At 36.9% G+C, this 24,242-nt stretch carries 21 protein-coding genes and 1 tRNA gene; 15 read left to right on the plus strand and 7 right to left on the minus strand.

Annotation, left to right across the window (positions count from 1 at the left end; all coding sequences use genetic code 11):
* Nucleotides 1–19: 19 nt before the first annotated feature.
* From dnaQ to fbaA, 11 genes are all read left to right on the plus strand, one after another.
* On the plus strand, nucleotides 20–772 hold the full coding sequence (gene dnaQ / locus GWJ01_RS14140) for a DNA polymerase III subunit epsilon (protein ID WP_075673397.1): 753 nt from the start codon (nucleotides 20–22) through the stop codon (nucleotides 770–772).
* Nucleotides 773–895: 123 nt separating this feature from the next.
* A tRNA-Asp gene (locus GWJ01_RS14145) sits at nucleotides 896–972 on the plus strand.
* A 134-nt stretch (nucleotides 973–1,106) separates the two neighbouring features.
* Nucleotides 1,107–1,652: a nuclease gene (locus tag GWJ01_RS14150; protein WP_109393332.1), complete on the plus strand. Its 546-nt coding sequence runs from the start codon at nucleotides 1,107–1,109 to the stop codon at nucleotides 1,650–1,652.
* Nucleotide 1,653: 1 nt separating this feature from the next.
* Nucleotides 1,654–2,007 carry a hypothetical protein gene (locus GWJ01_RS14155; protein ID WP_161711221.1) on the plus strand — a complete coding sequence of 118 codons (354 nt, stop codon included), beginning with the start codon at nucleotides 1,654–1,656 and terminating at the stop codon, nucleotides 2,005–2,007.
* A gap of 136 nt (nucleotides 2,008–2,143) precedes the next feature.
* Nucleotides 2,144–2,332, plus strand: a complete 189-nt coding sequence (locus GWJ01_RS14160; protein ID WP_161711222.1) for a hypothetical protein — start codon at nucleotides 2,144–2,146, stop codon at nucleotides 2,330–2,332.
* A 14-nt stretch (nucleotides 2,333–2,346) separates the two neighbouring features.
* Complete coding sequence (locus tag GWJ01_RS14165) at nucleotides 2,347–2,697, plus strand: hypothetical protein (protein ID WP_109393335.1); 351 nt, start codon at nucleotides 2,347–2,349, stop codon at nucleotides 2,695–2,697.
* A 222-nt stretch (nucleotides 2,698–2,919) separates the two neighbouring features.
* Nucleotides 2,920–3,312 carry a hypothetical protein gene (locus tag GWJ01_RS14170; protein WP_231135781.1) on the plus strand — a complete coding sequence of 131 codons (393 nt, stop codon included), beginning with the start codon at nucleotides 2,920–2,922 and terminating at the stop codon, nucleotides 3,310–3,312.
* A gap of 556 nt (nucleotides 3,313–3,868) precedes the next feature.
* Nucleotides 3,869–5,863 (plus strand): transketolase, encoded by a 1,995-nt coding sequence (gene tkt / locus GWJ01_RS14175; protein WP_109393337.1) that lies wholly within the window; start codon nucleotides 3,869–3,871, stop codon nucleotides 5,861–5,863.
* A gap of 257 nt (nucleotides 5,864–6,120) precedes the next feature.
* On the plus strand, nucleotides 6,121–7,140 hold the full coding sequence (epd, locus tag GWJ01_RS14180; protein WP_075673402.1) for an erythrose-4-phosphate dehydrogenase: 1,020 nt from the start codon (nucleotides 6,121–6,123) through the stop codon (nucleotides 7,138–7,140).
* An 87-nt stretch (nucleotides 7,141–7,227) separates the two neighbouring features.
* The gene (pgk, locus tag GWJ01_RS14185) at nucleotides 7,228–8,391 is read left to right on the plus strand and encodes a phosphoglycerate kinase (protein WP_109393338.1); all 1,164 of its coding nucleotides are present in this window, start codon (nucleotides 7,228–7,230) and stop codon (nucleotides 8,389–8,391) included.
* Between the two features lie 63 nt (nucleotides 8,392–8,454).
* A complete protein-coding gene (gene fbaA, locus GWJ01_RS14190) occupies nucleotides 8,455–9,534 on the plus strand; it encodes a class II fructose-bisphosphate aldolase (RefSeq protein ID WP_109393339.1) in 1,080 nt (359 codons plus the stop codon).
* Nucleotides 9,535–9,785: 251 nt separating this feature from the next.
* On the opposite strand, the gene dtpB is transcribed toward fbaA, so the two are convergent.
* Together dtpB and hpaC are read right to left on the minus strand one after the other, a co-directional pair.
* The gene (gene dtpB / locus GWJ01_RS14195) at nucleotides 9,786–11,273 is read right to left on the minus strand and encodes a dipeptide/tripeptide permease DtpB (RefSeq protein ID WP_109393340.1); all 1,488 of its coding nucleotides are present in this window, start codon (nucleotides 11,271–11,273) and stop codon (nucleotides 9,786–9,788) included.
* Between the two features lie 597 nt (nucleotides 11,274–11,870).
* Complete coding sequence (hpaC, locus tag GWJ01_RS14200; protein ID WP_109401253.1) at nucleotides 11,871–12,389, minus strand: 4-hydroxyphenylacetate 3-monooxygenase, reductase component; 519 nt, start codon at nucleotides 12,387–12,389, stop codon at nucleotides 11,871–11,873.
* Between the two features lie 591 nt (nucleotides 12,390–12,980).
* On the opposite strand from hpaC, the gene hpaR reads away from it, so the two are divergent.
* Nucleotides 12,981–13,418 carry a homoprotocatechuate degradation operon regulator HpaR gene (gene hpaR / locus GWJ01_RS14205; RefSeq protein WP_098940981.1) on the plus strand — a complete coding sequence of 146 codons (438 nt, stop codon included), beginning with the start codon at nucleotides 12,981–12,983 and terminating at the stop codon, nucleotides 13,416–13,418.
* Nucleotides 13,419–13,485: 67 nt separating this feature from the next.
* Here hpaR and betT read toward each other — a convergent pair whose 3' ends face one another.
* Entirely contained in the window at nucleotides 13,486–15,489 is a 2,004-nt protein-coding gene (betT, locus tag GWJ01_RS14210; RefSeq protein WP_109393343.1) for a choline BCCT transporter BetT, read from the minus strand.
* 366 nt (nucleotides 15,490–15,855) lie between these two features.
* Nucleotides 15,856–16,491 (minus strand): hypothetical protein, encoded by a 636-nt coding sequence (locus GWJ01_RS14215; RefSeq protein ID WP_109401251.1) that lies wholly within the window; start codon nucleotides 16,489–16,491, stop codon nucleotides 15,856–15,858.
* Nucleotides 16,492–16,756: 265 nt separating this feature from the next.
* Here GWJ01_RS14215 and GWJ01_RS14220 point away from each other — a divergent pair, with 265 nt between their 5' ends.
* Complete coding sequence (locus GWJ01_RS14220) at nucleotides 16,757–17,419, plus strand: DUF421 domain-containing protein (protein WP_109401250.1); 663 nt, start codon at nucleotides 16,757–16,759, stop codon at nucleotides 17,417–17,419.
* Nucleotides 17,420–17,508: 89 nt separating this feature from the next.
* Here the strand turns inward: GWJ01_RS14220 and rnz are convergent, their stop codons facing one another.
* Both rnz and rtcR read right to left on the minus strand, forming a co-directional pair.
* Nucleotides 17,509–18,426, minus strand: a complete 918-nt coding sequence (gene rnz / locus GWJ01_RS14225) for a ribonuclease Z (protein ID WP_161711223.1) — start codon at nucleotides 18,424–18,426, stop codon at nucleotides 17,509–17,511.
* Between the two features lie 9 nt (nucleotides 18,427–18,435).
* Nucleotides 18,436–20,028: an RNA repair transcriptional activator RtcR gene (gene rtcR / locus GWJ01_RS14230; RefSeq protein ID WP_161711224.1), complete on the minus strand. Its 1,593-nt coding sequence runs from the start codon at nucleotides 20,026–20,028 to the stop codon at nucleotides 18,436–18,438.
* Nucleotides 20,029–20,588: 560 nt separating this feature from the next.
* Here rtcR and GWJ01_RS14235 point away from each other — a divergent pair.
* On the plus strand, nucleotides 20,589–21,728 hold the full coding sequence (locus tag GWJ01_RS14235) for a slipin family protein (RefSeq protein WP_161711229.1): 1,140 nt from the start codon (nucleotides 20,589–20,591) through the stop codon (nucleotides 21,726–21,728).
* A complete protein-coding gene (locus GWJ01_RS14240) occupies nucleotides 21,725–22,948 on the plus strand; it encodes an RtcB family protein (protein WP_109401247.1) in 1,224 nt (407 codons plus the stop codon). Before GWJ01_RS14235 ends, GWJ01_RS14240 begins: the two co-directional genes overlap by 4 nt.
* A 437-nt stretch (nucleotides 22,949–23,385) precedes the next feature.
* Here the strand turns inward: GWJ01_RS14240 and mrpI are convergent, their stop codons facing one another.
* Nucleotides 23,386–23,946 carry a phase variation DNA invertase MrpI gene (gene mrpI, locus GWJ01_RS14245; protein ID WP_161711225.1) on the minus strand — a complete coding sequence of 187 codons (561 nt, stop codon included), beginning with the start codon at nucleotides 23,944–23,946 and terminating at the stop codon, nucleotides 23,386–23,388.
* Nucleotides 23,947–24,242 lie beyond the last annotated feature (296 nt).

Raw genomic sequence — 24,242 nt, forward strand, 5'->3', positions numbered from 1 at the left:
TCTGACATAAAAACGGATTATGAGCACTCCAATCACACGACAAATTGTACTTGATACCGAAACCACCGGTATGAATAAGCTGGGCGTTCATTATGAAGGTCATAATATCATTGAAATTGGTGCCGTAGAGGTTATCAATCGTCGATTAACAGGGCGAAATTTCCATGTTTATATTAAGCCTGAAAGATTAGTTGATCCTGAAGCATTTGAAGTTCACGGTATTAGTGATGAGTTTTTAGAGGATTGTCCTTCTTTTGCCGATATTGCCGACGAGTTTTTAGAATATATTCGTGGCGCAGAGCTGATCATTCATAACGCATCGTTCGATATCGGCTTTATGGACTATGAGTTTAGAAAGCTTAATCGCGATATTCCGCCTACTGAAACGTTCTGCCAAATTACTGATAGCCTTGCAATGGCAAGGGCATTATTCCCTGGCAAACGAAATAATCTTGATGCCTTATGTGATAGATACTTTATAGATAATTCTAAACGTACTCTTCACGGCGCGTTATTGGATGCTGAAATACTTTCTGATGTTTACTTGGCGATGACCGGTGGACAAACAGCACTAGCATTTTCAATGGATGGCGAATCAAGTAACGAACAAGAGCAAAATGATATTCAGCGTATCGAGCGCCCAGTTTCAGGATTAAGAGTAATAAGAGCTACCGCAGAAGAACTTGCTGAGCATGAGTCTCGATTAGACTTAGTTGAGAAGAAAGGTGGGCATTGTTTATGGCGTCCTGCATCAAATGATGAGGCGGTTTGAATATAAAAAAAGCAGAATTGTTTAGTTGAGATTAAAAACTATCCAAATGCATCTTTTTGTTAGAAAAACAGTTGACGACAAGGCAAGAGATTCGTAATATTTACCTCGTCCGAAAGGATACGCGGAGCGGTAGTTCAGTTGGTTAGAATACCTGCCTGTCACGCAGGGGGTCGCGGGTTCGAGTCCCGTCCGTTCCGCCAACATTCTAAACCCCAGCATTTATGCTGGGGTTTTTGCTTTATTAGCCTAAAAAACTTTAAATCTTAATTATTCCAATCCCCAGTTAATACGTTATCTTATCTTAATAGTTAACACTATTCTTGAGGCAGTTCTTATGTTATTAACTCTCGACCAAATCACAAAAGAGCTAGAAGATAAATTTTCTCCTTTAGGTGAGGATTTTAATGATTTAATTCTTTTTAAAAGAGCAACACCTCTTACTGGTTTAGGTTTGCTAGAACAGACGCTAACACTCTCCCTTCCTGATGATTTTACTTCTTTTATTTCTCTCTATAATTTAGATAATTTCTCATTATTTAATATTAGTTTTGGTTGCGGTGAAGATTATCTTGAAAGACTTTTCATGCTAAATAGCCCCAATGAGTTTACTCAATGGTGGATTGGTGATAAACGACCTGAAAACATCATTGTTATTGCATTGTCAGATCCTTATACCATTTTATTAAATACTCAAACAGGGAATGTTTTTGCAATGACGAGTGAGTCATCTATGGATAGTTTTGAACATATTGCAGCGAATTTTTTTGTTTTTTTTAGTGCAGTTGCCACACTGTTTTTAACGGATATTTCGCCAGATAGAATTATTAAATTAACATCATCTCAAACAACTTCATTTTGGCATCAATTAAAACCTGAATAAGATGAAAAATATAAAGAAAAAAGAGCTAGTTTATGATGGTTTTGAAGATAATTTTTATCAGCTAAATCATCTTATTCAATGCCCTTATTACGATGAAAATATGTTAGTTAGCGTAAAGCAATTAAGAGACTTAAACGGCTTAGATGAAGAGGTAAAACAGCAGGTAATAAATAAGATTAAAGGACTCACCTTAAATTTAGGAACGAGCTATACCTATGATGGTTTATCAGTAATGTATGATATCCAAGGATCAAAAAAAGAAAATATGCAGTTGCTTGGTTTATTTGCTATAGGTGAAAGACAACCTGCACGCTATCAAATCATAGTGTTAGGGATATTTAGGATTAATTTATGAATACGGAATTTTATTTACGTTTAAGTATGCTATCTAAAATGCTCGACCATTTTTATTATCAAGAATTTGAAACTGAACAAGCCGATACAATAAAAATAAAGAGATAAAACAAGCCATTGTTCAATTTATTCTTGAAATGAAGGAACATGGTGAATACACATTAATTGATGAGGCTTTAAACCTTATATTTCATAATACTGGTTGTCATATTGATTGTGAAATTCTAGATGAAATCATGCCTCCTGTTATTGAGCAAAATATCATTACGCCAGAATTGATTGATAAAAATCTGAGAGAAAATTCACCTATGGGGCGTTGGTTTTAATACAAAGGAAAATAATGGAAAAAGATAAACTTGTTATTAATGAAATATACAAAGAGTTATTTGGAGATAATCTTAAGCAATATAGTGAAAGATTAAATAGACAAGATCCAGAAAGTTACCATGAAGGTGCTTTCTCTCAAGTGAATAAGATTTTTGTTAATTTATCAGAAAAAGAAAAGCAATCAGTGATTGATATGATGAAAATTGTGATGACAGATACAGCATCAACAATATTCGGAACACTAGACGGTACTCATTTCGTTAATAATATCGATGAAGATTTTCAGCTTATTTATGACAATGAAGAAATTCAAGGCGATCTTCAAGATCATTTTTTAGCGTTAGTGGAAGATAATAATAGTTAAACTAAAATGGAATGGACCTGAATAATAAATAAGGTATTTTGCCAGCGTTACAGCCTTTAACTATTATATAGAAGAAGAGGTTATCCTTACTTTGGGTAATATAAAGTTTGTTGAAATCAGACAGAGTTAACGTAAAAATAATTGAGCCTATTAGCCATGAGCTTTTTTAACGAAATCCAACAAAAAGTCAGCATTACATCTTTTTTTTCTAATATGGGGAAGATGAGCGTTGATGATAATAAAATTATCTATTTTCAAAGTATCCAAGCTTGTTTTGAATCGCCTTTAAATGTCGAATGGTTGCCAACTTCTCCCACACAAGATGATCCTTTCTATATAAAACAAGAATACCCCAAAGATTTGGTCGAGATGCGATTAGTCGTCAGTAAAGCCGTGATAGAGAGTCTAAAAGCGTTTCCTGTACCAGATAGTCAATTTCAATACGATGCACATAACTTTAAAATTGCAGCAAGAAATGCGATATGTTACGCATTTAGGCAGTATCTTACTGAAAAATATTTCAATTATGGTGACAACTGGGAAAGGATCATTCAGATTTACTACCAAGGTCATTTTCCGATAGGTTTTTATAAAAAGAAATTAGTGGTGATTTAACTGCTAGCTATTTAAAAAGAGTTTTCAGTTAGAGTGACAACTAGAATTAAATTTGTTTTATCCTTTTTTATTAATATTAAAAGTAACATTTACGTTACGCTGATTTTCCCTTTTAGTTATATATGATGTAAATAAAATTTTTATTACTGAATCAGTGGATTATCTGCTTTTTATCTTTTTTAAGCTCTTATAATTCTACGTCCTTGTAACAAGTTTAGTCAGTTATTAGGTTATAATTAAAACAAACACGGTATTTATTTGATTTGATGGATAATTCAGCAATGAAATTTTATCTTGATTAGTCATATCAAGCTAAGGTTTAATAGCACGCTTCTCAATTGCGCAAATTGTTGTCTTTTTTGCTTTTTGTTGCGCAACAATGCAGTGGTGTAATGTTATTTTCCGCTTTGATCGTAAAAAATGCCGTGCAAATCAAAGAATTATTGCTTTATGCTAATTACGATATCCACCTTTGTGGATTTTTTATATTGCGGTTTTTTGCCCGCATTGAGAGAATCAGCTATCTAGATGCTTTTTATCCGACTTGGAGTAGAAAATGACCACTCGTAAAACCCTTGCTAATGCGATCCGTTTTTTAAGTATGGATGCTGTGCAAAAAGCTAAATCAGGACACCCTGGCGCCCCTATGGGTATGGCTGATATTGCAGAAGTATTATGGCGTGATTTTTTAAATCATAACCCAACTAACCCTAACTGGGCTGATCGTGACCGTTTCGTTTTATCTAATGGTCATGCTTCAATGCTGATTTACAGCTTACTGCACCTGTCTGGTTATGATCTTTCTTTAGATGATCTGAAAAACTTCCGTCAATTGCATTCTAAAACACCTGGTCACCCAGAATATGGTTACACCGCTGGTGTTGAAACAACAACAGGTCCTTTAGGTCAAGGTATTGCAAACGCAGTGGGTTTTGCAATTGCAGAACGTACATTAGCGGCTCAATTTAACCGTCCTGGTCATGATATCGTTGACCACTACACCTACGCCTTTATGGGTGATGGTTGTATGATGGAAGGTATCTCTCATGAAGTGTGTTCTTTAGCGGGAACATTACAGTTAGGTAAACTGATTGCATTTTATGATGACAATGGCATCTCTATTGATGGTCAAGTGCATGGTTGGTTTACTGATAACACAGCAGAACGTTTCGACGCTTATGGCTGGCATGTAATTAGTGGCATTGATGGTCACGATGCAGCAAGCATTAAAGCAGCTGTTGAAGAAGCAAAACAAATCACAGACAAACCTTCACTGTTGATTTGTAAAACTACTATCGGTTTTGGTTCTCCTCATAAAGCAGGTACTGCTGATTCCCACGGCTCTCCATTAGGTGATGCAGAAATCGCTGAAACACGTAAAGCGTTAGGTTGGGAATACGGCGCATTTGAAATTCCACAAGAAATCTATAAAGAGTGGGATGCAAAAGAAGCGGGTAAAGCAAAAGAAGCTGCATGGGATGCTAAATTTGCTGCATACGCAGCACAGTTCCCTGAATTAGCGGCTGAATTTAAACGTCGTATTTCTGGTGAATTACCAGCAAACTGGGAAAAAGATTCCAAAGCATTTATTGAAAATCTGCAACAAAACCCTTCAAGCATTGCAAGCCGTAAAGCATCTCAAAATGCATTAGAAGCATTCGGTAAAGTATTACCAGAATTCATGGGTGGTTCTGCGGACTTAGCACCAAGTAACCTAACTATGTGGTCTGGTTCTAAAGCGCTGAATGAAGACAAAGCGGGTAACTACATCCATTACGGTGTACGTGAATTCGGTATGTCTGCAATCATGAATGGTATTGCATTACACGGCGGTTTTGTTCCTTACGGCGCTACCTTCCTGATGTTTATGGAATATGCACGTAATGCTGTACGTATGGCTGCACTGATGAAGATCCGCAGTATCTTTGTTTATACTCATGACTCTATCGGTCTGGGTGAAGATGGCCCAACTCACCAACCTGTTGAGCAAATGGCAAGCTTACGTGTAACTCCAAACGTGAGCACATGGCGTCCATGTGACCAAGTTGAATCAGCTGTTGCATGGAAATATGCAATTGATCGTAAAGATGGCCCAACAGCTCTGATCTTCTCTCGTCAAAATCTTGCACAACAACCACGTACTCCAGAGCAACTGGCAAATATCGAGAAGGGTGGTTACATCCTGAAAGATTGCGCCGGTACTCCAGAATTAATCTTTATCGCAACAGGCTCTGAAGTTGAATTAGCGGTTAGCGCTTATGAACAACTGACAGCGGAAGGCCGTAAAGTACGTGTTGTTTCTATGCCAGCAACAGATGCATTTGATAAACAAGATGCAGATTACCGTGAAGCAGTATTACCAGCATCAGTGAAAGCTCGTGTTGCTATCGAAGCAGGTATTGCTGACTACTGGTTCAAGTATGTTGGTTTAGATGGTGCGATTGTAGGTATGCATAGCTTCGGTGAATCTGCACCTGCAAACGAACTGTTTGAAGAGTTTGGTTTTACTGTTGAAAATGTAGTTACACAGGCAAAATCTTTACTTAAATAATCAATAAGTGTTAACAAGAGCACATTTTTGGGAAGAATTTCTCAGATGTGCTCTTTTTTTATCCTTCCATCTTTGTTTACTATTGCGATTTTCTCTCATTTCTCGTAATCTGATTATTAGTAAGCTGAACCGTTTCAGTTAATCCTAAAGTGTCGGTGACTGCACAATTTCTAGATTTACTTGATTTATCGTTGTTGATTAGTATCTTGCTCTATTATTCTAAGCGGTTGCAAATCACAAGTTATCAAGGGAGTCACATGACAATCAGAGTCGCTATTAACGGTTTTGGCCGTATAGGGCGTAATGTGTTAAGAGCGCTTTATGAATCAGGTAAACGAGCTGAAATAACGGTTGTTGCAATAAATGAATTGGCTGATGCGCAAGGTATTGGGCATCTTCTCAAGTATGACTCCAGTCACGGACGTTTTGCTTGGGATGTACGAATTAATAACGATTTATTGCAAGTGGGTGATGATACTATTCGACTTTTTCACCACGCTGATATTACTGATTTACCTTGGGGTGAACTTGGTATCGATGTTGTACTTGATTGTAGTGGTGCTTATGGCTCCCGTGCTGATGGTGAAGCGCATATTGCACAAGGCGCAAAGAAAGTGCTTTTTTCTCATCCTGGTACAACCGATTTAGATGCAACAGTCGTTTTTGGTGTCAATCAACACGAACTAAAAAAAGAGCACCGAATTGTTTCAAATGCATCTTGTACAACGAATTGCATTATTCCCATTATAAAAATGATGGATGACGCGTTTAATATAGAATCAGGAACAGTAACAACAATCCATGCAGCCATGAACGATCAACCCGTGATTGATGCATACCATAAGGATTTACGCCGTACTCGTGCAGCAGGACAATCTATTATTCCAGTTGATACGAAGTTGGCAGCAGGAATTACTCGAATTTTCCCGAAATTTAAGGATCATTTTGAGGCAATTTCTGTACGAGTTCCTACAATTAATGTGACGGCAATTGATTTAAGTGTCACTGTAAAAACTGCTGTAAATGTGTTAGATGTCAATCGGTTAATTCAAAAATCAGCAACTGGCGCATTTCGTGGTATAGTGGATTACACAGAATTGCCATTAGTCTCAACTGATTTTAACCACGACCCTCATAGTGCAATCGTTGATGGCACACAAACAAGAGTCAGTGGGCAACACCTGATCAAGACTTTAGTCTGGTGTGATAATGAATGGGGCTTTGCTAACAGAATGCTTGATACAACGTTAGCAATGGCTGCAACTGGTTTTAAATAATCATGTTTTAATGATGGTGTCGCGTAATAATACGACGCACTGAACAGAAGATTACTAAATTTTAGAGAATCAATGAGAGGATTCATCATGTCTGTAATTAAGATGACCGATTTAGACCTAGCGGGTAAACGAGTTCTTATCCGTGCTGACCTGAACGTTCCAGTTAAAGATGGTAAAGTGACTTCAGATGCGCGTATCCGTGCTTCTTTACCAACAATTGAAGCCGCGTTAAAACAAGGCGCTAAAGTGATGGTAACTTCTCACTTAGGTCGTCCTACCGAAGGTGAGTACAACGAAGAGTTCTCTTTAAAACCAGTTGTTGACTATCTGAAAGACAAATTAACTGCACCAGTTAGTCTTGCTAAAGACTATTTAAATGGTGTTGAAGTCAATGCAGGCGAATTAGTTGTTCTTGAAAACGTTCGTTTTAACAAAGGCGAAAAGAAAGACGACGAAACTCTGTCTAAACAATACGCTGCATTATGTGATGTATTCGTAATGGATGCATTTGGTACTGCTCACCGTGCTCAAGCGTCAACTCATGGCGTTGCTAAATTTGCACAAGTTGCTTGTGCGGGTCCACTGTTATCAGCAGAACTTGAAGCATTAGGTAAAGCATTAGATAAACCAGCTCGCCCAATGGTTGCGATTGTTGGTGGTTCTAAAGTTTCAACTAAACTGACTGTATTAGATTCTTTATCAAAAATTGCTGATCAATTAATCGTTGGTGGTGGTATTGCAAATACCTTTATCGCAGCAGAAGGTCATCCAGTAGGTCGTTCTTTATATGAAGCAGACCTTGTTGATGATGCTAAAAAGCTGATGGAAAAATGTGATATTCCAGTACCAAGTGATGTTCGCGTTGCGACTGAATTCTCTGAAACAGCAGAAGCTGTTTTAAAATCAGCAAACGACATCAAAGATGATGAACAAGTACTGGATATCGGTGATGTGACTGCGGAGCGTTTAGCAGAAATCCTGAAAAATGCGAAAACTATCCTGTGGAATGGCCCTGTAGGCGTGTTTGAATTCCCTAACTTCCGTAAAGGTACAGAAATCATCGCTAATGCAATCGCAGATAGCGAGGCATTCTCTATCGCAGGTGGTGGTGATACGCTGGCTGCTATTGATTTATTTGATATCGCAGACAAAATCTCTTACATTTCAACCGGTGGTGGTGCTTTCTTAGAATTCGTTGAAGGCAAAAAACTTCCTGCTGTTGCAATGTTAGAAGAACGCGCTAAACAGTAATTAAGTCAGCTCATACAGGTAGAAAGTTATTTTCTACCTGTTCCAAATATAGGATCTTATTACATGTCTAAAGTTTTTGATTTCGTGAAACCGGGTGTCATCACTGGTGATGATGTACAAAAAGTATTTGCAGTAGCAAAAGAAAATAAATTTGCTCTGCCTGCGGTTAACTGTGTAGGTACTGACTCAATCAATGCTGTGTTAGAAGCTGCTGCGAAAGTTCGTTCTCCTGTGATTGTACAGTTCTCTAACGGTGGCGCTGCATTTATCGCAGGTAAAGGTCTTAAATCTGATGTACCACAGCAAGCTGCTATTTTAGGCGCAATTTCTGGTGCTCATCATGTACATCAAATGGCTGAATACTACGGTGTTCCTGTTATTCTGCATACTGACCACTGTGCGAAAAAATTATTACCATGGATTGATGGTCTGTTAGATGCAGGTGAAAAACACTACGCTAAAACAGGTAAACCACTGTTCTCTTCTCACATGATTGACTTATCTGAAGAGTCATTAGAAGAAAATATCGAAATCTGTGCTAAATATTTAGCGCGTATGGCTAAAATCGATATGACTTTAGAAATCGAATTAGGCTGTACTGGTGGTGAAGAAGACGGTGTTGATAACACTGGTATGGATAGCTCTGCGCTTTATACTCAACCAGAAGATGTTGCCTACGCATACGAAAAACTGAGTGCGGTAAGCCCTCGTTTCACTATCGCAGCATCTTTCGGTAACGTTCATGGTGTTTATAAACCAGGTAACGTTCAGTTAACGCCAAAAATTCTACGTAACTCACAAGACTACGTGTCACAGAAATTCAATCTGCCACACAATAGCTTAGATTTCGTTTTCCACGGTGGTTCTGGTTCTTCTGCTGAAGAAATCAAAGAAGCAGTTGATTATGGCGTTATCAAAATGAATATCGATACCGATACTCAGTGGGCAACTTGGGATGGTATCTTACAGTTCTACAAAAAGAACGAAGGCTACCTGCAAGGCCAATTAGGTAACCCAGAAGGTGCTGATAAACCTAACAAAAAATACTACGATCCACGTAATTGGTTACGTCAAGCACAAGCATCAATGGTTGTTCGTTTAGAACAAGCATTTAAAGAACTGAATTCAGTTGACGTTCTGTAATTGAGTCATTCTTAATGATTAAACTAAACCCGCTTATTTAGCGGGTTTTTTTATGCCTGATAAAAAGCGATTAGGTAGTTTGGTTATGATGATATTTATTATTAAAGTTGGGTGTGAGGGGGATGTAGGTTAGTCTCTATTAGGGATATCTAGCCAATACGAAATGAAATCTAACGTTGAGATAAAGCAGATATAAAAAAGCGCCTATTCATAAATAGACGCTTAAATCGAGCAATATATTATTTGGAAGATCAGCCAGTGACTTTAGCGCCTTTGCTTTCTTCTTTCATCATACGATTTAATAAAGGTACGGTTGCCCACATAACGATACCTACAATTAAGGTCACAATACCGATTTTACCAAACACATCAGTGTAAATAGGTAATGTCTGTAGTGGATCAGTAATTCCTTCTGGTGCTGCGGTGAAGGTTGCTACATAACCGCCTAACAGATAAGCCGTTGCTTGTGTTAAGAACCACATACCTAAAATAAAACCCATCATGTATTGCGGTACGAACGCTGCAACCATTGCTAAACCTAACGCACTGATCATCAGTTCACCTAAGCTCTGGAATAAATAAACCAAAACGATAAACCAAGGTGAAGTTAAGCCTTGAGCATCGGCAAACCACATGCCTGATGCAGCCGCTGTAAGGAATCCTAACGAGCACAGAAGCATACCCGCAGTAAACTTCGCTGGCATTGATAAGTCTTTGCCTTTTGCGCCAAAATGGCTGTATGCGATAGCAAGGATTGGGCTAGCAACAATGATCCAGAATGGATTTAGTGCTTGGAAACTTACAGGGTTAATATCAAAGCCTAAAAGTGTGTGATGAACGTTATGAATAGCAAAGAAGTTCAGTGAAGTTGGCATCTGTGCATACAGAATGTAGAAAACAACAGCTTCTAACATCAGAACAAATGCAACATACATTTTATTACGAGCAACTCTGTCTTTTTGCTTAAAAGCTTCACGGAAATAAATGAAGACAACAATAACAGACAGACTGACTAAAACGATATTCGCAATCATCACGTTGTGCAGTAACCATGCACAAGCAAATACCATCGCAATTGAGCCAGCAATAACTAATAACAGTTTGCTAAAGCTCATTGGTAAATGGTCTGGTTCAGAACCAATATTAGCAACCATTTTACGACAGAAGAAATAAACTAATAACGCCATGATCAAGCCAACACCACAGATATTATAAGTTAGTGCATATCCGTAACGTTCTGCAAGTACAGGGGCGATAGATAAAGAAATTAATGAGCCGATATTAATCGACATATAAAATAGCGTAAATGCACCATCAAGGCGTGGATCTTTAGGTGGATAACATTTTGCTAATAGGCTGGCAGGGTTGGCTTTAAATAAACCATTACCTACTGCGATAGTTCCTAATGCATAGAAAATTAAATTAGGATACATAATTGACATACCAGTCATGAAATAACCGATAGCCAAGACAATAGCACCTAAAACAATTGTTCGTTTTGTTCCTAATAAGTGGTCACCAACATAACCACCAATAGAAATAAGCCCATAAACCAGTGCGGAGAATGCACCAAAAGTAATGAAAGCCTGTTCTTGAGAGAAACCGAGTTTACTAACAAAATAAACGGCAAGAATACCTTGTACGCCGTAGTAACCAAAACGTTCCCATAATTCTACAAAGAAAATCATAAAGAATGGTTTAGGCTGTTGTAATAAACCGACTTGAGCGGGTTTATCCATATCTGTAATGCCCCTAATTATTATTTATTTTCAACAACGATGTTATTTACTCACATTCACGAGGAATGTTACACAACGGTAACATTATCTATCGCATTTAGAGTGATGTTTGCAAATTTAAGAAGGTAATCAGCAAGTCGAGTAGACTAATATATTGATAGAATGACTTCTCAAAGGTTGATCACACTGTAGGTAAGATTAATACCAGATTGAAAAAAATATTCATTAGTTTATTTTCAAATAAAGTCATTTAATTGATGTTTGGTATGAAATATAACCAGTAAGATTATTATTTGTTTATATTTTAATCTGAGTAAATTAAATAAAGATAAAGGGAAAAAGTGGAGGGGAAATATTCTTGATTATGTGACTGATTGATTCTAGAAAGAATTTTTTCACTATAATTAAAAAATATTCTTTTATAACAAACAGATGTTAATAAATTTTTAATAAACATCTAAAAGTCAGCTAATATCATTTAATTAAATAAGTATTCACTTAATATAAATAAATATTTAATTTTATATTGTGATTATAATCAATAAAAAACGCCCTTATTAAAAGTGCGTTTTTATCTTGAGACAAAATAAGCGAAAGTTAAACAGAGATTGGTACTTGTTCATTTTTAACAGAATGGAAACGACGTTTGAAATAAATAAGTCCATCACCATCTTCACGTACTGAAATATTCTTAATTTCGGTCATATAAACAAAATGTGTGCCGACTTGGCGCACATCATAAATATCACCTTCAAGGCAGGCAAGCGCATTAGTTAATACGGGTTGTTGTAATTGTCCGTTTTGCCATCCTGGTTGGGTAAAGCGATCTGCCATCGCGAGCCCTGTCATTCCGGCGAAATGACATGCCATTTCTTCTTGCTCATGATTCAATATATTGATACTCAATTTTCCATTCTCTTGAAAAATAGAGTTCATCTGACTTTTACTGTTGATGCAAACCATCACGGTAGGTGGATTATCAGTAACGGAACATACTGCTGTTGCTGTTAAGCCACAACATCCCGCATCGCCATTTGTTGCCACGATATTGACCGCAGCGCCTAAGTTTGCCATTGCATCCCGAAAAAGTGGGTTAGCCTGTTTTTCCTCAGACATTATTTACTCCTACTGCCAGACTTCTCGTCTGTGGGCGTCTTCACTTAAAATAATTATTAGTCAGATAACTAAAAAATCACCTAACTACTCCGCTAACAAAGTTGTAATGGTATTGCCGGTTTCTTTGTTGCGTTGTTTTAAAGCCGTAACGCTACCGCGCATAAACAAAGATAGCAATCTTTCTTTGTTACAACCTGTTAACTTTATCTCAAAAAACTGTGAGACAACCTTATCGCTAAGCGTCATTATTCCTAATTTAGAGGTAGGATAATAGGCAAATCAGGCTACTTTTTGGGGTTGGCTGAGGGATAACACAAATTGCCAATTGATGAAAATTGTGTATAGGTCAAGATGTTGCAGAATATGAAATAAACACTAAAAAGAAGCATGGGTGATAAATTGCACAAAGGGAATAAAATTGCAAAAATTGAGTCAACTTTATTTATTTGTTAATATGAATAATTGTAACAATTAGTCTATTCTTAGAATATAGTCATTTTATAAACCGTAAGCAGCGGTACTTTTTCACTGTCTATATTGAGTGATATTTTGTCATTTCACCTATAACACCATATAAAGAGCTTCTTGATTATGCATGAATCATTAACTATCGCGCTATTACAAGCACGGGAATCTGCGATGGGTTTTTTTCGACCTGTTCTCAAAGAGCATAATCTGACAGAACAGCAGTGGCGGATCATTCGCGTACTTGCGGATAAACGCTCTATTGATTTCCACGAATTAGCACAAAAATCGTGCATTCTCCGACCAAGTCTAACGGGTATTCTTATTAGAATGGAAAGAGACGAGCTAATTTGTCGTTTAAAACCTGTGAGTGACCAACGTAAACTTTTCGTTTCACTGTCTGCCAATGGGCAAAGTTTATACGATAAAATTCAGCCTAAAATTGAAGAAGGCTATCAATTACTTGAGCAAAAATTTTCGACTGAGAAGTTACAACGCCTATCTGGGTTATTAAAAGAGCTGATTGCATTAAATCCAGATGATATAGAACAATCAGAGAAATAATTTATTTTGATAATAAAAAAGGAGATGCAAGGGCATCTCCTTTTTGTTTGTTATGACTTAGATAATATTACTGTTTACCCAATACATGTAAGAAGTGAATGTGTTTTTCATACTGATCGAGAATATCGTGAATGATTTGTTCTTTCGTCCAACCCATTACATCATAGTCTTGCCCACCTTCTTTTAAATGAATTTCAGCACGATAATATTTATGTTCTTCGTCTCTTTCTTCATCACTTAATCCAGCTAAAGCAAAAGCGGGTTGAGTATAAAAACGCAGACGAACTTCATAGAAGAAATTCATGTCATCGCCTAAATCGACTTCGAAGCCAATGCGATCATCTTCTTCATTATGGATATAGCATTGAGTTGCTTGTTTGCTTAATTCAGCAGAGACCATTTCCATTGAAGGTTGAATAACTTCATCCATAAAACGTTTTACATGGGAACGTTTTGGAAAATAAGCAATATTTCTTAAACGACGTTGCCAAGGAATTGGATTACGGCTTGCTGGTGGTGCAATCGTAGTTAACTGTTGGCTGTCACGTTTATATACATCCACTCGCAATGCTTTTATCAGTCCATAAATAGAAGCGAGTAATACAATAGAGAAAGGTAATGCACTTGCAATCGTAACAGTTTGAAGTGCCGTTAATCCACCCGCTAATAATAAAGTGATGGCAGAAATACCCATTAAGGCAGCCCAGAAAATACGTTGCCATACAGGTGTTTCACTATCTCCCCCTGATGCTAAGGTGTCCACTACCATAGCTCCAGAGTCCGCAGATGTGACAAAAAACACAATGACCATCAGCATCGCAACAAAGGATAATACGGTTGAGAATGGAAAATAGTTTAAGAACTCAAATAAAGCCAAGGAAACATCTTGTTGCACAATATTGGCGAGTGCCTCGGCACCTTTATCTTTGATTAAATGGATTGCTGTGTTACCAAACACTGTCATCCAAAGTAAAGTAAAGCCAGCAGGAACAAACAGAACACCGACAACAAATTCGCGGATAGTACGACCACGAGAAATGCGGGCAATAAACATCCCTACAAATGGAGACCATGAAAGCCACCAGCCCCAATAAAGCAGAGTCCATCCCCCTAACCAGTCACTCGATTTTGGTTCGTATGCGTAAAGATTAAAGGTTTTACTCACAATTTCGGATAGATATCCCCCGGTATTCTCAACAAATGATTTTAATATCAATACGGTTGGGCCGAGAATAATGACTAATAAAAGAAGAATTACCGCTAATCCTAAGTTAAGTTCAGATAAAAAGCGGATCCCTTTTTCTAATCCAGAAACAACTGAAATAGTTGCAAGTCCTGTTATCACAACAATCAATATAACTTGCACGGTTGGATTAATGGGTACATTAAAAAGATGGTTTAAACCTGCATTAACTTGCAGAACACCAAATCCTAGAGAAGTTGCAACACCAAAAACTGTTCCCATAACAGCAAAAATATCGACGGCATGACCAATAGGTCCATGTATGCGATCACCAATAATAGGATAAAGTGCAGAACGCAATGTTAATGGCAAACCATGGCGATAAGAGAAAAAAGCCAAGATTAAAGCGACAATGGCATAAATAGCCCACGCATGTAATCCCCAGTGGAAAAAAGTTAATCGCATAGCTTCTTTGGCTGCTTCTATGGTTTGAGCATCACCGGTCGGGGGCATTAAATAATGCATGACAGGTTCAGCAACGCCAAAGAACATTAACCCAATTCCCATTCCCGCAGAAAAGAGCATGGCAAACCAGGCAAAATAGCTAAAATGTGGGCGTGCATGGTCGGGTCCCAGTTTTATTTGACCAAAACGGGAAAGACCTAAATAAGTCACACTCAGCAAAACCAATGCTACGGCTAGAATGTAGAACCAACTCGCATTTGTGAAGAGGTTTTCCTGAAGATGACCTAATTTATCATTAGCCAGCTCTGGAAATAATGCAGAGAAGCCAACGACCAATAAAATTAACAACGCTGATGTATAAAAAACGGGAGGATTAATTTTCATCCTAACTTTTTGAGGGGTTATATCGTTTTGTTGACTCATAGTTAACCTATTTTTTGTTATTTTCCTAGAAAGAGACTTTTCGCTATTCACTATCTGATATTCTTCATTACCAGAAAAGAAAAGTTCATAAGAAAATTTGAATAAATCATCAAACCAATGTGATGTTTTATAAAAGAACGGAAATAAATTACTTTTTCCGTAATATGAAGAAAACTACAATTAAATCAATTTTTTACCATTTGTTTATAGTATAGGTATTCACTCTTTAATAGGTTTCTCCTGTTAAAAAAAGGAGAACATGGTTACATTTTTTGCTTAATCGATCAACCCTTGTCTTTTTTTTGCACAAAAAAAAGCCAGCGAAAATCCACTGGCTTTTGATTCATCAAAAATTCTGAAATCAAATTATTTGTTCTCAGCTTTTAAATCATCAATTTTTTGTTTTGCCTGATCGGTTAATTGATCTGCTTTATCAAGTGCTTTATTTTCAGTCTCTTGAGCTTGTTGTTTTATATCACCACTTGTTTTTGAAGCATCACCTTTTAGCTGATCAACTTTTGTGTCAGCTTCTTGCATCAGGTTATCTGCTGTTTTACTGGCATCTTGTTTTAATTCTGCCGCTTTTTCAGAGAGTTTATTGCTTTCAGCTTCTAGGCTTTGTTTAATTTCTTCTGCTTTTGCAGCACTCGCATCTTTTAGCTCATCGGTTTTTTGTGAAACACTCTCTTTTAGAGTATCTGTTTTTTCATCAGCTTGCGCTTTTAGCTCAGCCGCTTTTTGTTCAGCTTTATCTTTTAGCTCTTGAGCTTGTTGTGTTAATTCATCTGCTTTTGCGGATGCATCTTCTTTCAAGTCAGCTGCTTTATCTTTGGCTTGTTCTGTCAACTCATTGGCTTTATCTTGTGCTGTTTCAGTTACTTGAGTTGCTGTTTCTTTTGCCTTATCAATACTTTCATCAACTTTTTTAGATGAATCATCACAACCTGCTGTAATAGTAACAAGACCCGCTAGAACCAATGAAGTAAGTAGTTTTTTATTCATTTTTTTCTCCAAAATGTGTGTTCAAAAACAATTCAGTGATATCCCGCGTAAGAACTAGAAAAAGCGAGAAGTTATTGAGTTGGTAGTAAGAGATTACGAATAAATCATCATAATAAGTATAGTATGAGTCTTAAAATCAACAAACCTAAGTATATTAAGTGTTTTTTCTTAGTCAAATATCATTAAAAATAATTTAGATTTTTATCTGGGAGAGATTTTCTGCTTTATAATAAGTATAGAAATTATTGGAAATATGAGACGGCAAATGGAATATTACTTTCTGGTTATTATCAAATTTATTATTGGTTTTACTATCATATTAGTCCATATGAATTTATCGGGTAAAACACAACTCTCTCAATTAACACCTATTGATTTTATTGGTAATTTTGTACTCGGTGGCATTATGGGGGGAGTGATTTACACTGATGCGATCCCTCTTTATCAATATATTATCGTCTTCTTAATTGGTGTCTGTTTTATATCTTTGCTTAATTATATCAGTAAGCGATTCAATTTTTTCCGTGCAGTAACTATTGGTAATCCTATTCCCATTATAAAGAAGGGCGAATTTATAATGGAAAACATCATGGAGAAAAAGAACAAAATAGATATTTTAAACATAACGTCTCGTCTTCATGCTCAAGGCATTCACTCATTTCAAGAGGTCAATTACGCACAAATTGAACCTGATGGACAAATCACTGTGGTATGTGACGGTGCAAAAATGCCTTCGATTATTGTTATGAAAGATGGTGTTATTCGAACATCAGAATTAGAGCAAATAGAAAAAGATGAAATATGGCTTCAAGATGAGATGAAAAATCAGCATATTGAGAAACCAGAAGATATTTTCTTAGCTGAATTCTGGGATGGAAAAGTTAATTTTATTTTGCAAGATGGGAAGATAAAACGCACAAAATTATAGATAACTAACTAAAATATATGTCGATGAGTGAAGTATGAGCCATAACAGTGGCGACATAATATCGCCACTGTTATTTAGTGAAAGCGTAATTACAACTTAAATACCTCAAAATCAGAAGCCATTTCAGTATGGCTAAAGATCTGTTGGCTTTCATTGAGTAATCCAGCACAGTCTTCGGGGGAATAGCGACTACTAATATGTGTGATAATCAGCTTTTTGGCATTAGCGTCTTTGGCTAACTGTGCTGCTTGTACCGTTGTTGAGTGTCCACGGCTATTTGCTTGCTCTGCCATTTCATGTTTAAACGTCGCTTCATGAACAATAATATCTGCATTATTAGCCAGTTTTAATGCATCCGGCGTGGGTTGTGTATCACCAAAAATAGCAATACAGCGTCCTTTTATTTCAGGGCCAATATACTCTTTGCCGTCAATAACTCTTCCATCTGGCAAGGTAATGGTTTTACCTTGTTTTAATTCTTGTAACCAAGCGCCCGCAGGAATATTGTCAACCTTCAGTTTTTCTGCATTTAATTTACCCGGGCTGTTTTCTTCTTCTAAGCGATAACCAAAACAAGGTACAGGATGAGAAAGTGCTTCACAACTCACTTTCATACCTTCCTCTTCAAACAGAAAGCCCGCTTTGTCAATTTCAACAATATTAATAGGGTAAGTTAAATAGGATTGGCTTAATGTCAACGCCGTTTCTATAAAGGCTTTGATACCCGTAGGGCCATACACTGTTAAAAGTGTTTCGGTTCCTCCCATTGAGCGACTACAAAGTAATCCTGGTAAACCAAAAATATGATCGCCATGTAAGTGGGTAATAAAAATTTTATTTAAACGCGGTAATTTTACGCGGGTATGCAATATTTGATGTTGTGTCGCTTCACCACAATCAAACATCCACATACTTTTTTGTTTATTTTGTAAATCAAGCACCATACTGGTGACATTGCGATCTTTAGAAGGGACGCCTGCGTTAGTGCCTAAAAAAGTGAGCTCCATAATGAAATATTATTCTCCGTGTCGAATTTGTTCCCAACTTAAATCGAATTTCGCAAGATACTTACGTAGACGATCGGCATCGTTGGGTTGTTTTTTATTTTGTCTTGATACTGCGAAAAGTTTTCTACCAGCTTCTGAGAGCGTTGATGATTGCTGACATGTTTTGATAACTGTATTGAGTTGGCTAAGATCGAAAAGATCAATATCAGAACTATTAAATAAAGAAGAGGAAGTAACACCCCAATTTTGTTTTAAACGATTAATTTCTTCATCAACAAGAGGAAGGGTAATACGACCATTTTCGGCAAGTGTTGCCATTCGCGTTATACTAGCACTAAGTTCACGGAAGTTACCACGCCATAATGCCTGTTCAGATGTTGCAAATCGAATATAGTGTGATTTCGCATCAGAATTAAAGCGAATTGCCTTTTGATAAAGCTTTGCAAAGTGATGTAATTCATAATCGATGTTAGGCTCAATATCCTCTTTGCGATCGGCTAAACCCGGCAGAGAAAAAGACCATAAGTTGATCCTTGCATAGAGATCTTCACGAAAAAGCCCTTTCGCAATTTGTTTGTCCATATCCCGATGCGTTCCCGCAATTAGCTGAAAATCGCTTTGAACTTCAGTATCGGAACCATAAGGATAAAAAGATTTTTCTTCTATTGCTTTCAGTAACATTGCTTGTTCATCAAGTCCTAATTCCGCAATTTCATCAAGAAATAAAATTCCTTTATCGGCCTCCCTTAATAAGCCTTGCCTAGCTTGTAATGCACCTGTAAATGCCCCTTTTACGTGGCCAAATAAAGTAGACATGGCGTTATCACCGCGCAAAGTGGCGCAGTTAACAGCAATAAAACGACCTTTTACAAAATGGCGAGACTGCCGTAATTCATAAATACGCTGAGCAAGGAATGATTTCCCGGCTCCTGTGGGACCTGTTAATAAAATGGGTGCAACAGAGCGTAATGCCACTCGCTCAATCTGAGCAATTAAAGCATTAAAACGTTCGTTGCGTGTGGCTATCCCTGATTTTAAGAAAGAGAGTGATTCATTATGGTAGTGCTCGAATCGGCTTGTTAGTTTTGTATAACGGCTTAAATCGAGATCAATAACAGAATAACTCCCCGTGGCTGATTGTACTGTTTTGATACCATCTTCATTTTCGATTTTAGAAGAGGGGGAAGTTTGTAATAGTTTTGCAGGTAAGTAGTGGGCTTCAGTCAGTAAAAACCAGCAAATCTGAGCGATGTGCGTACCCGTTGTGATATGGACATAATATTCTTCATTTTCAGTATCAAATGGATAGCTCACTGCAAAATCAAGAAAGTGGCTGTAAACCTCTTCTAGATCCCAAGGATCACAAATATCAATTTCGTAAGGTAATACTTCTGTATCTGGGGAGACAGTATGGATATCTTCAATGATTTTTGACGCTAATATTGAATCATTGGGTTGATGGATCATGACCAATCGACTAACGGGGAAATCTTTTTGATGGCAAATAGAAATTGTTGGACGCCATGAGTTCCATCTTTTATGGCTTTTTCCCCGTTTATCTAATGTTGTGCCTAAAACACCAATCACCACTTTGCGTTTCATTAAGTTATCTCTACTTATCTTTTTATCTATATTTATAAATCTATAGATAAAAAGATAAGTTTTTATCGATTTTAATTCAATGGCTAAATATTTAAAAATTACATTGAAAATATTTTTATTAATTAAAACATATGGTTAAAAATGATTTTGGTGATATTTAAAAACTTGGCACGAGACTCGCAATATTATTAATGTCTTGAGCAGATTTTAAATCTGGTAGGCACATAAAGAACACTCTGTGGTGTTATCAAAATGTGTTCCTCCACATCGAGACTCTGTAGGTGAAGAGGGTTATTTTCAGGTTCGATTCCTGACACCAAAACCATTACAAATCCAAATGTAAAATTAAATATAAAAAATCGTTGTGACAGCAGTATCGTCACCTTGCTTATCCACCAGCAACTACGCTGGATTGAAGGCAGAATAAGAGACAAACAGAGTATCGTTCCTCTCTTGTTTTCCCTTCGATTTCGCCAAGTTTGTTCGTGGAGAGCAAGTCACGATAAAAATGGTAATAAAAGAAAGCCAATAATAAAGAAGAGAAAAGGGAAACAATGATGATAAGAACAACAATAAAAGTGAAACAGGGACAACTGGGTTTATTAAAGAAGGACGATGAATATATTGATGTCCTTGCTGTGGGTGAACATAAATTTTTCGATCTTCGCCGCCAATTAAGTGTTGAGCTGGTGGAATTAAACGGCCCTGCAATTGAAAGAGAGAAAGCCGAATTTTTACGTCAATATCATCCAGAATGGGTGAGTGAATATTGTTTTGATATTGTGCTATCTGATGAAGAGATTGGCTTACTCTATGAAAATGGTTCACTCAAAGAGATCTTAGCGCCGAGCACTCGCCGTCTCTATTGGAATTATGCACAGCGCTCAATGGAAGTATTGTCAGCAAATGAATTGGAAGTTTCACCAGCTTTGGTTAAAAAATTGCAGCATCCAAAATTACGTAACCAGACGATAAAAGGCAGTGAAGGTGTATTAAGTGTGGATATTCCGACATGGCATGCCGGCATTATCCGTGTTAATGGTGAAACTCAATCACTATTACCACCAGGATTAAAAGGCTATTGGCGTTATCAGCACAAAATTGATGTTGAAGTCGTTGATATGCGCTTACAAACACTCGATATAAGTGGTCAAGAGATTTTAACGAAAGATAAAGTGACCTTACGCATTAATCTGTCAGCGAGTTGGCGTTATCGCGACGTGCTTTCAGCGTACCAACTACTGAGTTCACCTCTTGAGTTCTTATACAAAGAGTTGCAGTTTGCGTTACGTGAAGCCGTAGGAACAAGAACATTGGATGAATTATTAGAAAATAAAACACTGATTGACAGTTTAGTAAGTGAAAAAATCAGGGAAGTGACTAAAGGATATGGCATTGAAGTAGCTTCATTAGGGGTAAAAGACATTGTTTTACCGGGTGAAATGAAAACGATTTTAGCGCAGGTGGTTGAGGCTGAAAAATCAGCTCAGGCTAATGTTATACGTCGAAGAGAAGAAACATCCGCAACACGTTCTTTATTAAATACGGCAAAAGTGATGGAAAACAATCCAGTAGCTCTACGATTAAAAGAGCTAGAAACCGTAGAACGTATTGCAGAACGTATTGATAAGATTTCCGTTTATGGTGGTTTAGACCAAGTATTAAACGGGCTAGTACAAATTAAAGGAGCACAAGAATGATATTGGATCATCAAATAGTAAAAGAAGCAGGGACTGCTGAAATCAAAATGTGGACAAATGGTGTACCTGTTGAAGCAGATGCTCTAAAGCAACTTATCAATACTGCAAAGATGCCTTTTATTTTTAAACATATGGCAGTAATGCCCGATGTTCACTTAGGGAAAGGTTCAACAATAGGAAGTGTTATCCCAACAAAAGGTGCGATTATTCCGGCTGCTGTTGGTGTAGATATTGGATGTGGAATGATTGCGGTAAAAACATCGTTACACGCAAATGATTTGCCAGATAATTTATTTGCCATAAGAACGGCAATAGAAAGAGCAGTACCTCATGGACGAACAAGTTATCAGTCAGGGAACGATCGTGGTTCATGGAAGAACCCACCTAAACTTGTTGATCAACATTGGCAACAACTTGAAGGGCGTTTTAAGGTTTTAACTGATAAGTATCCACGTTTACGAAATACAAATAACTATCGTCACCTAGGTACATTAGGAACAGGAAACCACTTTATCGAGTTGTGCCTTGATGAAGCAGATAATGTTTGGGTAATGCTACATAGTGGATCTCGTGGTGTGGGTAATGCTATTGGTACTTTATTTATACAAATGGCACAAGAAGACATGAGAGAACATATCGCTAACTTGCCAGATAAAAATTTAGCGTACTTAAAAGAAGGAACGCTTTTCTATGATGACTATATAGAAGCCGTAGAATGGGCACAGGATTTTGCCCGACATAATCGTGAAATTATGATGGAACGCGTGTTGGCGGCATTATCAACAGAAATAACTAAACCTTTTACAACTCAACAACAGGCAGTGAACTGCCACCATAACTATGTGCAAAAAGAAATGCACTTTGGTGAAGAGGTACTGGTGACTAGAAAAGGGGCTGTTTCTGCTCAAAAAGGTGAAATGGGGATCATTCCGGGTTCAATGGGAGCGAAGAGCTTTATTGTTAGAGGTAAGGGAAATGCCGAAAGTTTCTGTTCATGTAGCCATGGCGCAGGACGCGTAATGAGCCGAACAGCAGCGAAAAAAGCCTTTAGTATTGAAGACCAAATTCGAGCTACAGCGCATGTGGAATGTCGAAAAGATGAAGATGTGATTGATGAAATTCCAATGGCTTATAAGGATATTGATGCTGTAATGAAGGCTCAGTTATCGCTTGTTGAGGTTGTTCATACACTACGACAGGTTGTTTGTGTAAAAGGTTAATCGTGCTTTTTACGGTAATTCATAACTATCCCCTAACAGTAACGTAGGGGATAGTGAGATATGACAGCGTGTGCATGGAATGCAAATGAATAAAAAGTTTTAAAAATGGAAATTTTCTTTAAATAAAACCCTTATTTCCTCGGTTAAAAATTAAACAAAAAATGTTTAGTATTATTAATAAATAAAGATTGATATTAAAATTATCTCCCTCCAATAAAGATAATCAAAAAGAGAGTGCTAGTATTGAATTATTCTTTAATTAGAAAATGATTATTAATAAATTATTAATACCAGTAATCGTAATTATGTATTTAGTCTAAAACAAATCCTAAATTTCTTAATTATATTAAAAATTAACTTTATTCTTATTGAAAAAATATAGCCTGCTATATTTAGTGTATTAATCTTCATAGAGCGTATTAATAAAATAATAATTGTTAATTTCTTATATCCCAAATGTGAATAAATCGTTTTGAATTACTTGCGGTATAGATAACAGTATGTGAAATATTACGGTGTCCCAAGTAATCCTGAATTAAACGGGTATCTCTACCTAAATCTGCTAGTGCATAGCCACATGCATGGCGTAGCATATGGGGATGAGGAGAAACGGATACATTAGCATCTTTACCTAAACGACGTAGTAATCCATACACCTGCTGACGTGAAATAGGTCCTGTTTTTTGGGATAAAAAGACCCATTCTGAATCAGATTCTCGCCATGTTTCCCGTTTTTTCAACCAGTTAACTAACGCTTCGTACTCCTCTTCAATAATTGGTTGCGTTGTAGATAACCCCCCCTTCAAACGCCTGACATAGAGTATCCGACTTTCCAAATCAATATCACTGAGGGTTAATCTGCATAGTTCACTAACGCGAAACCCATGTAAAAAACACATTAAAAACATACAGTAATCTCTTTCTGGATACCGTCCTTCCTTTGCTTGTTTCAAAATAGAATTGATCTCAAAACGTGTAAGAAACTTACGTTGCTTCATTTTTTATAACCTTTTCAATGAGATAACAAGGAACAAAAGTCAATTGTTGCATCACTATAACAAGTAATATGCATCAATAAAGAGTTGTGTTTTTTTTATGCTTTCACTTTTACTTGTTAATTTTAAACAAGTTTATTGAAAGTTTATTTATTTTGGGAAAATGAAAGTTATTGATTGGAAAAGTGAAAAACGAACAGAGATAGGAATTCAGGCATCTTTAGAGAAATAAACAGAATACACCAAATTGTTTTGTTAAAAATTTTCATCTCGAAATCGAATGTATTTAGATAATCAAT

The sequence above is a fragment of the Proteus sp. G2618 genome (assembly GCF_009915995.1).
GTDB lineage: Bacteria > Pseudomonadota > Gammaproteobacteria > Enterobacterales > Enterobacteriaceae > Proteus > Proteus terrae.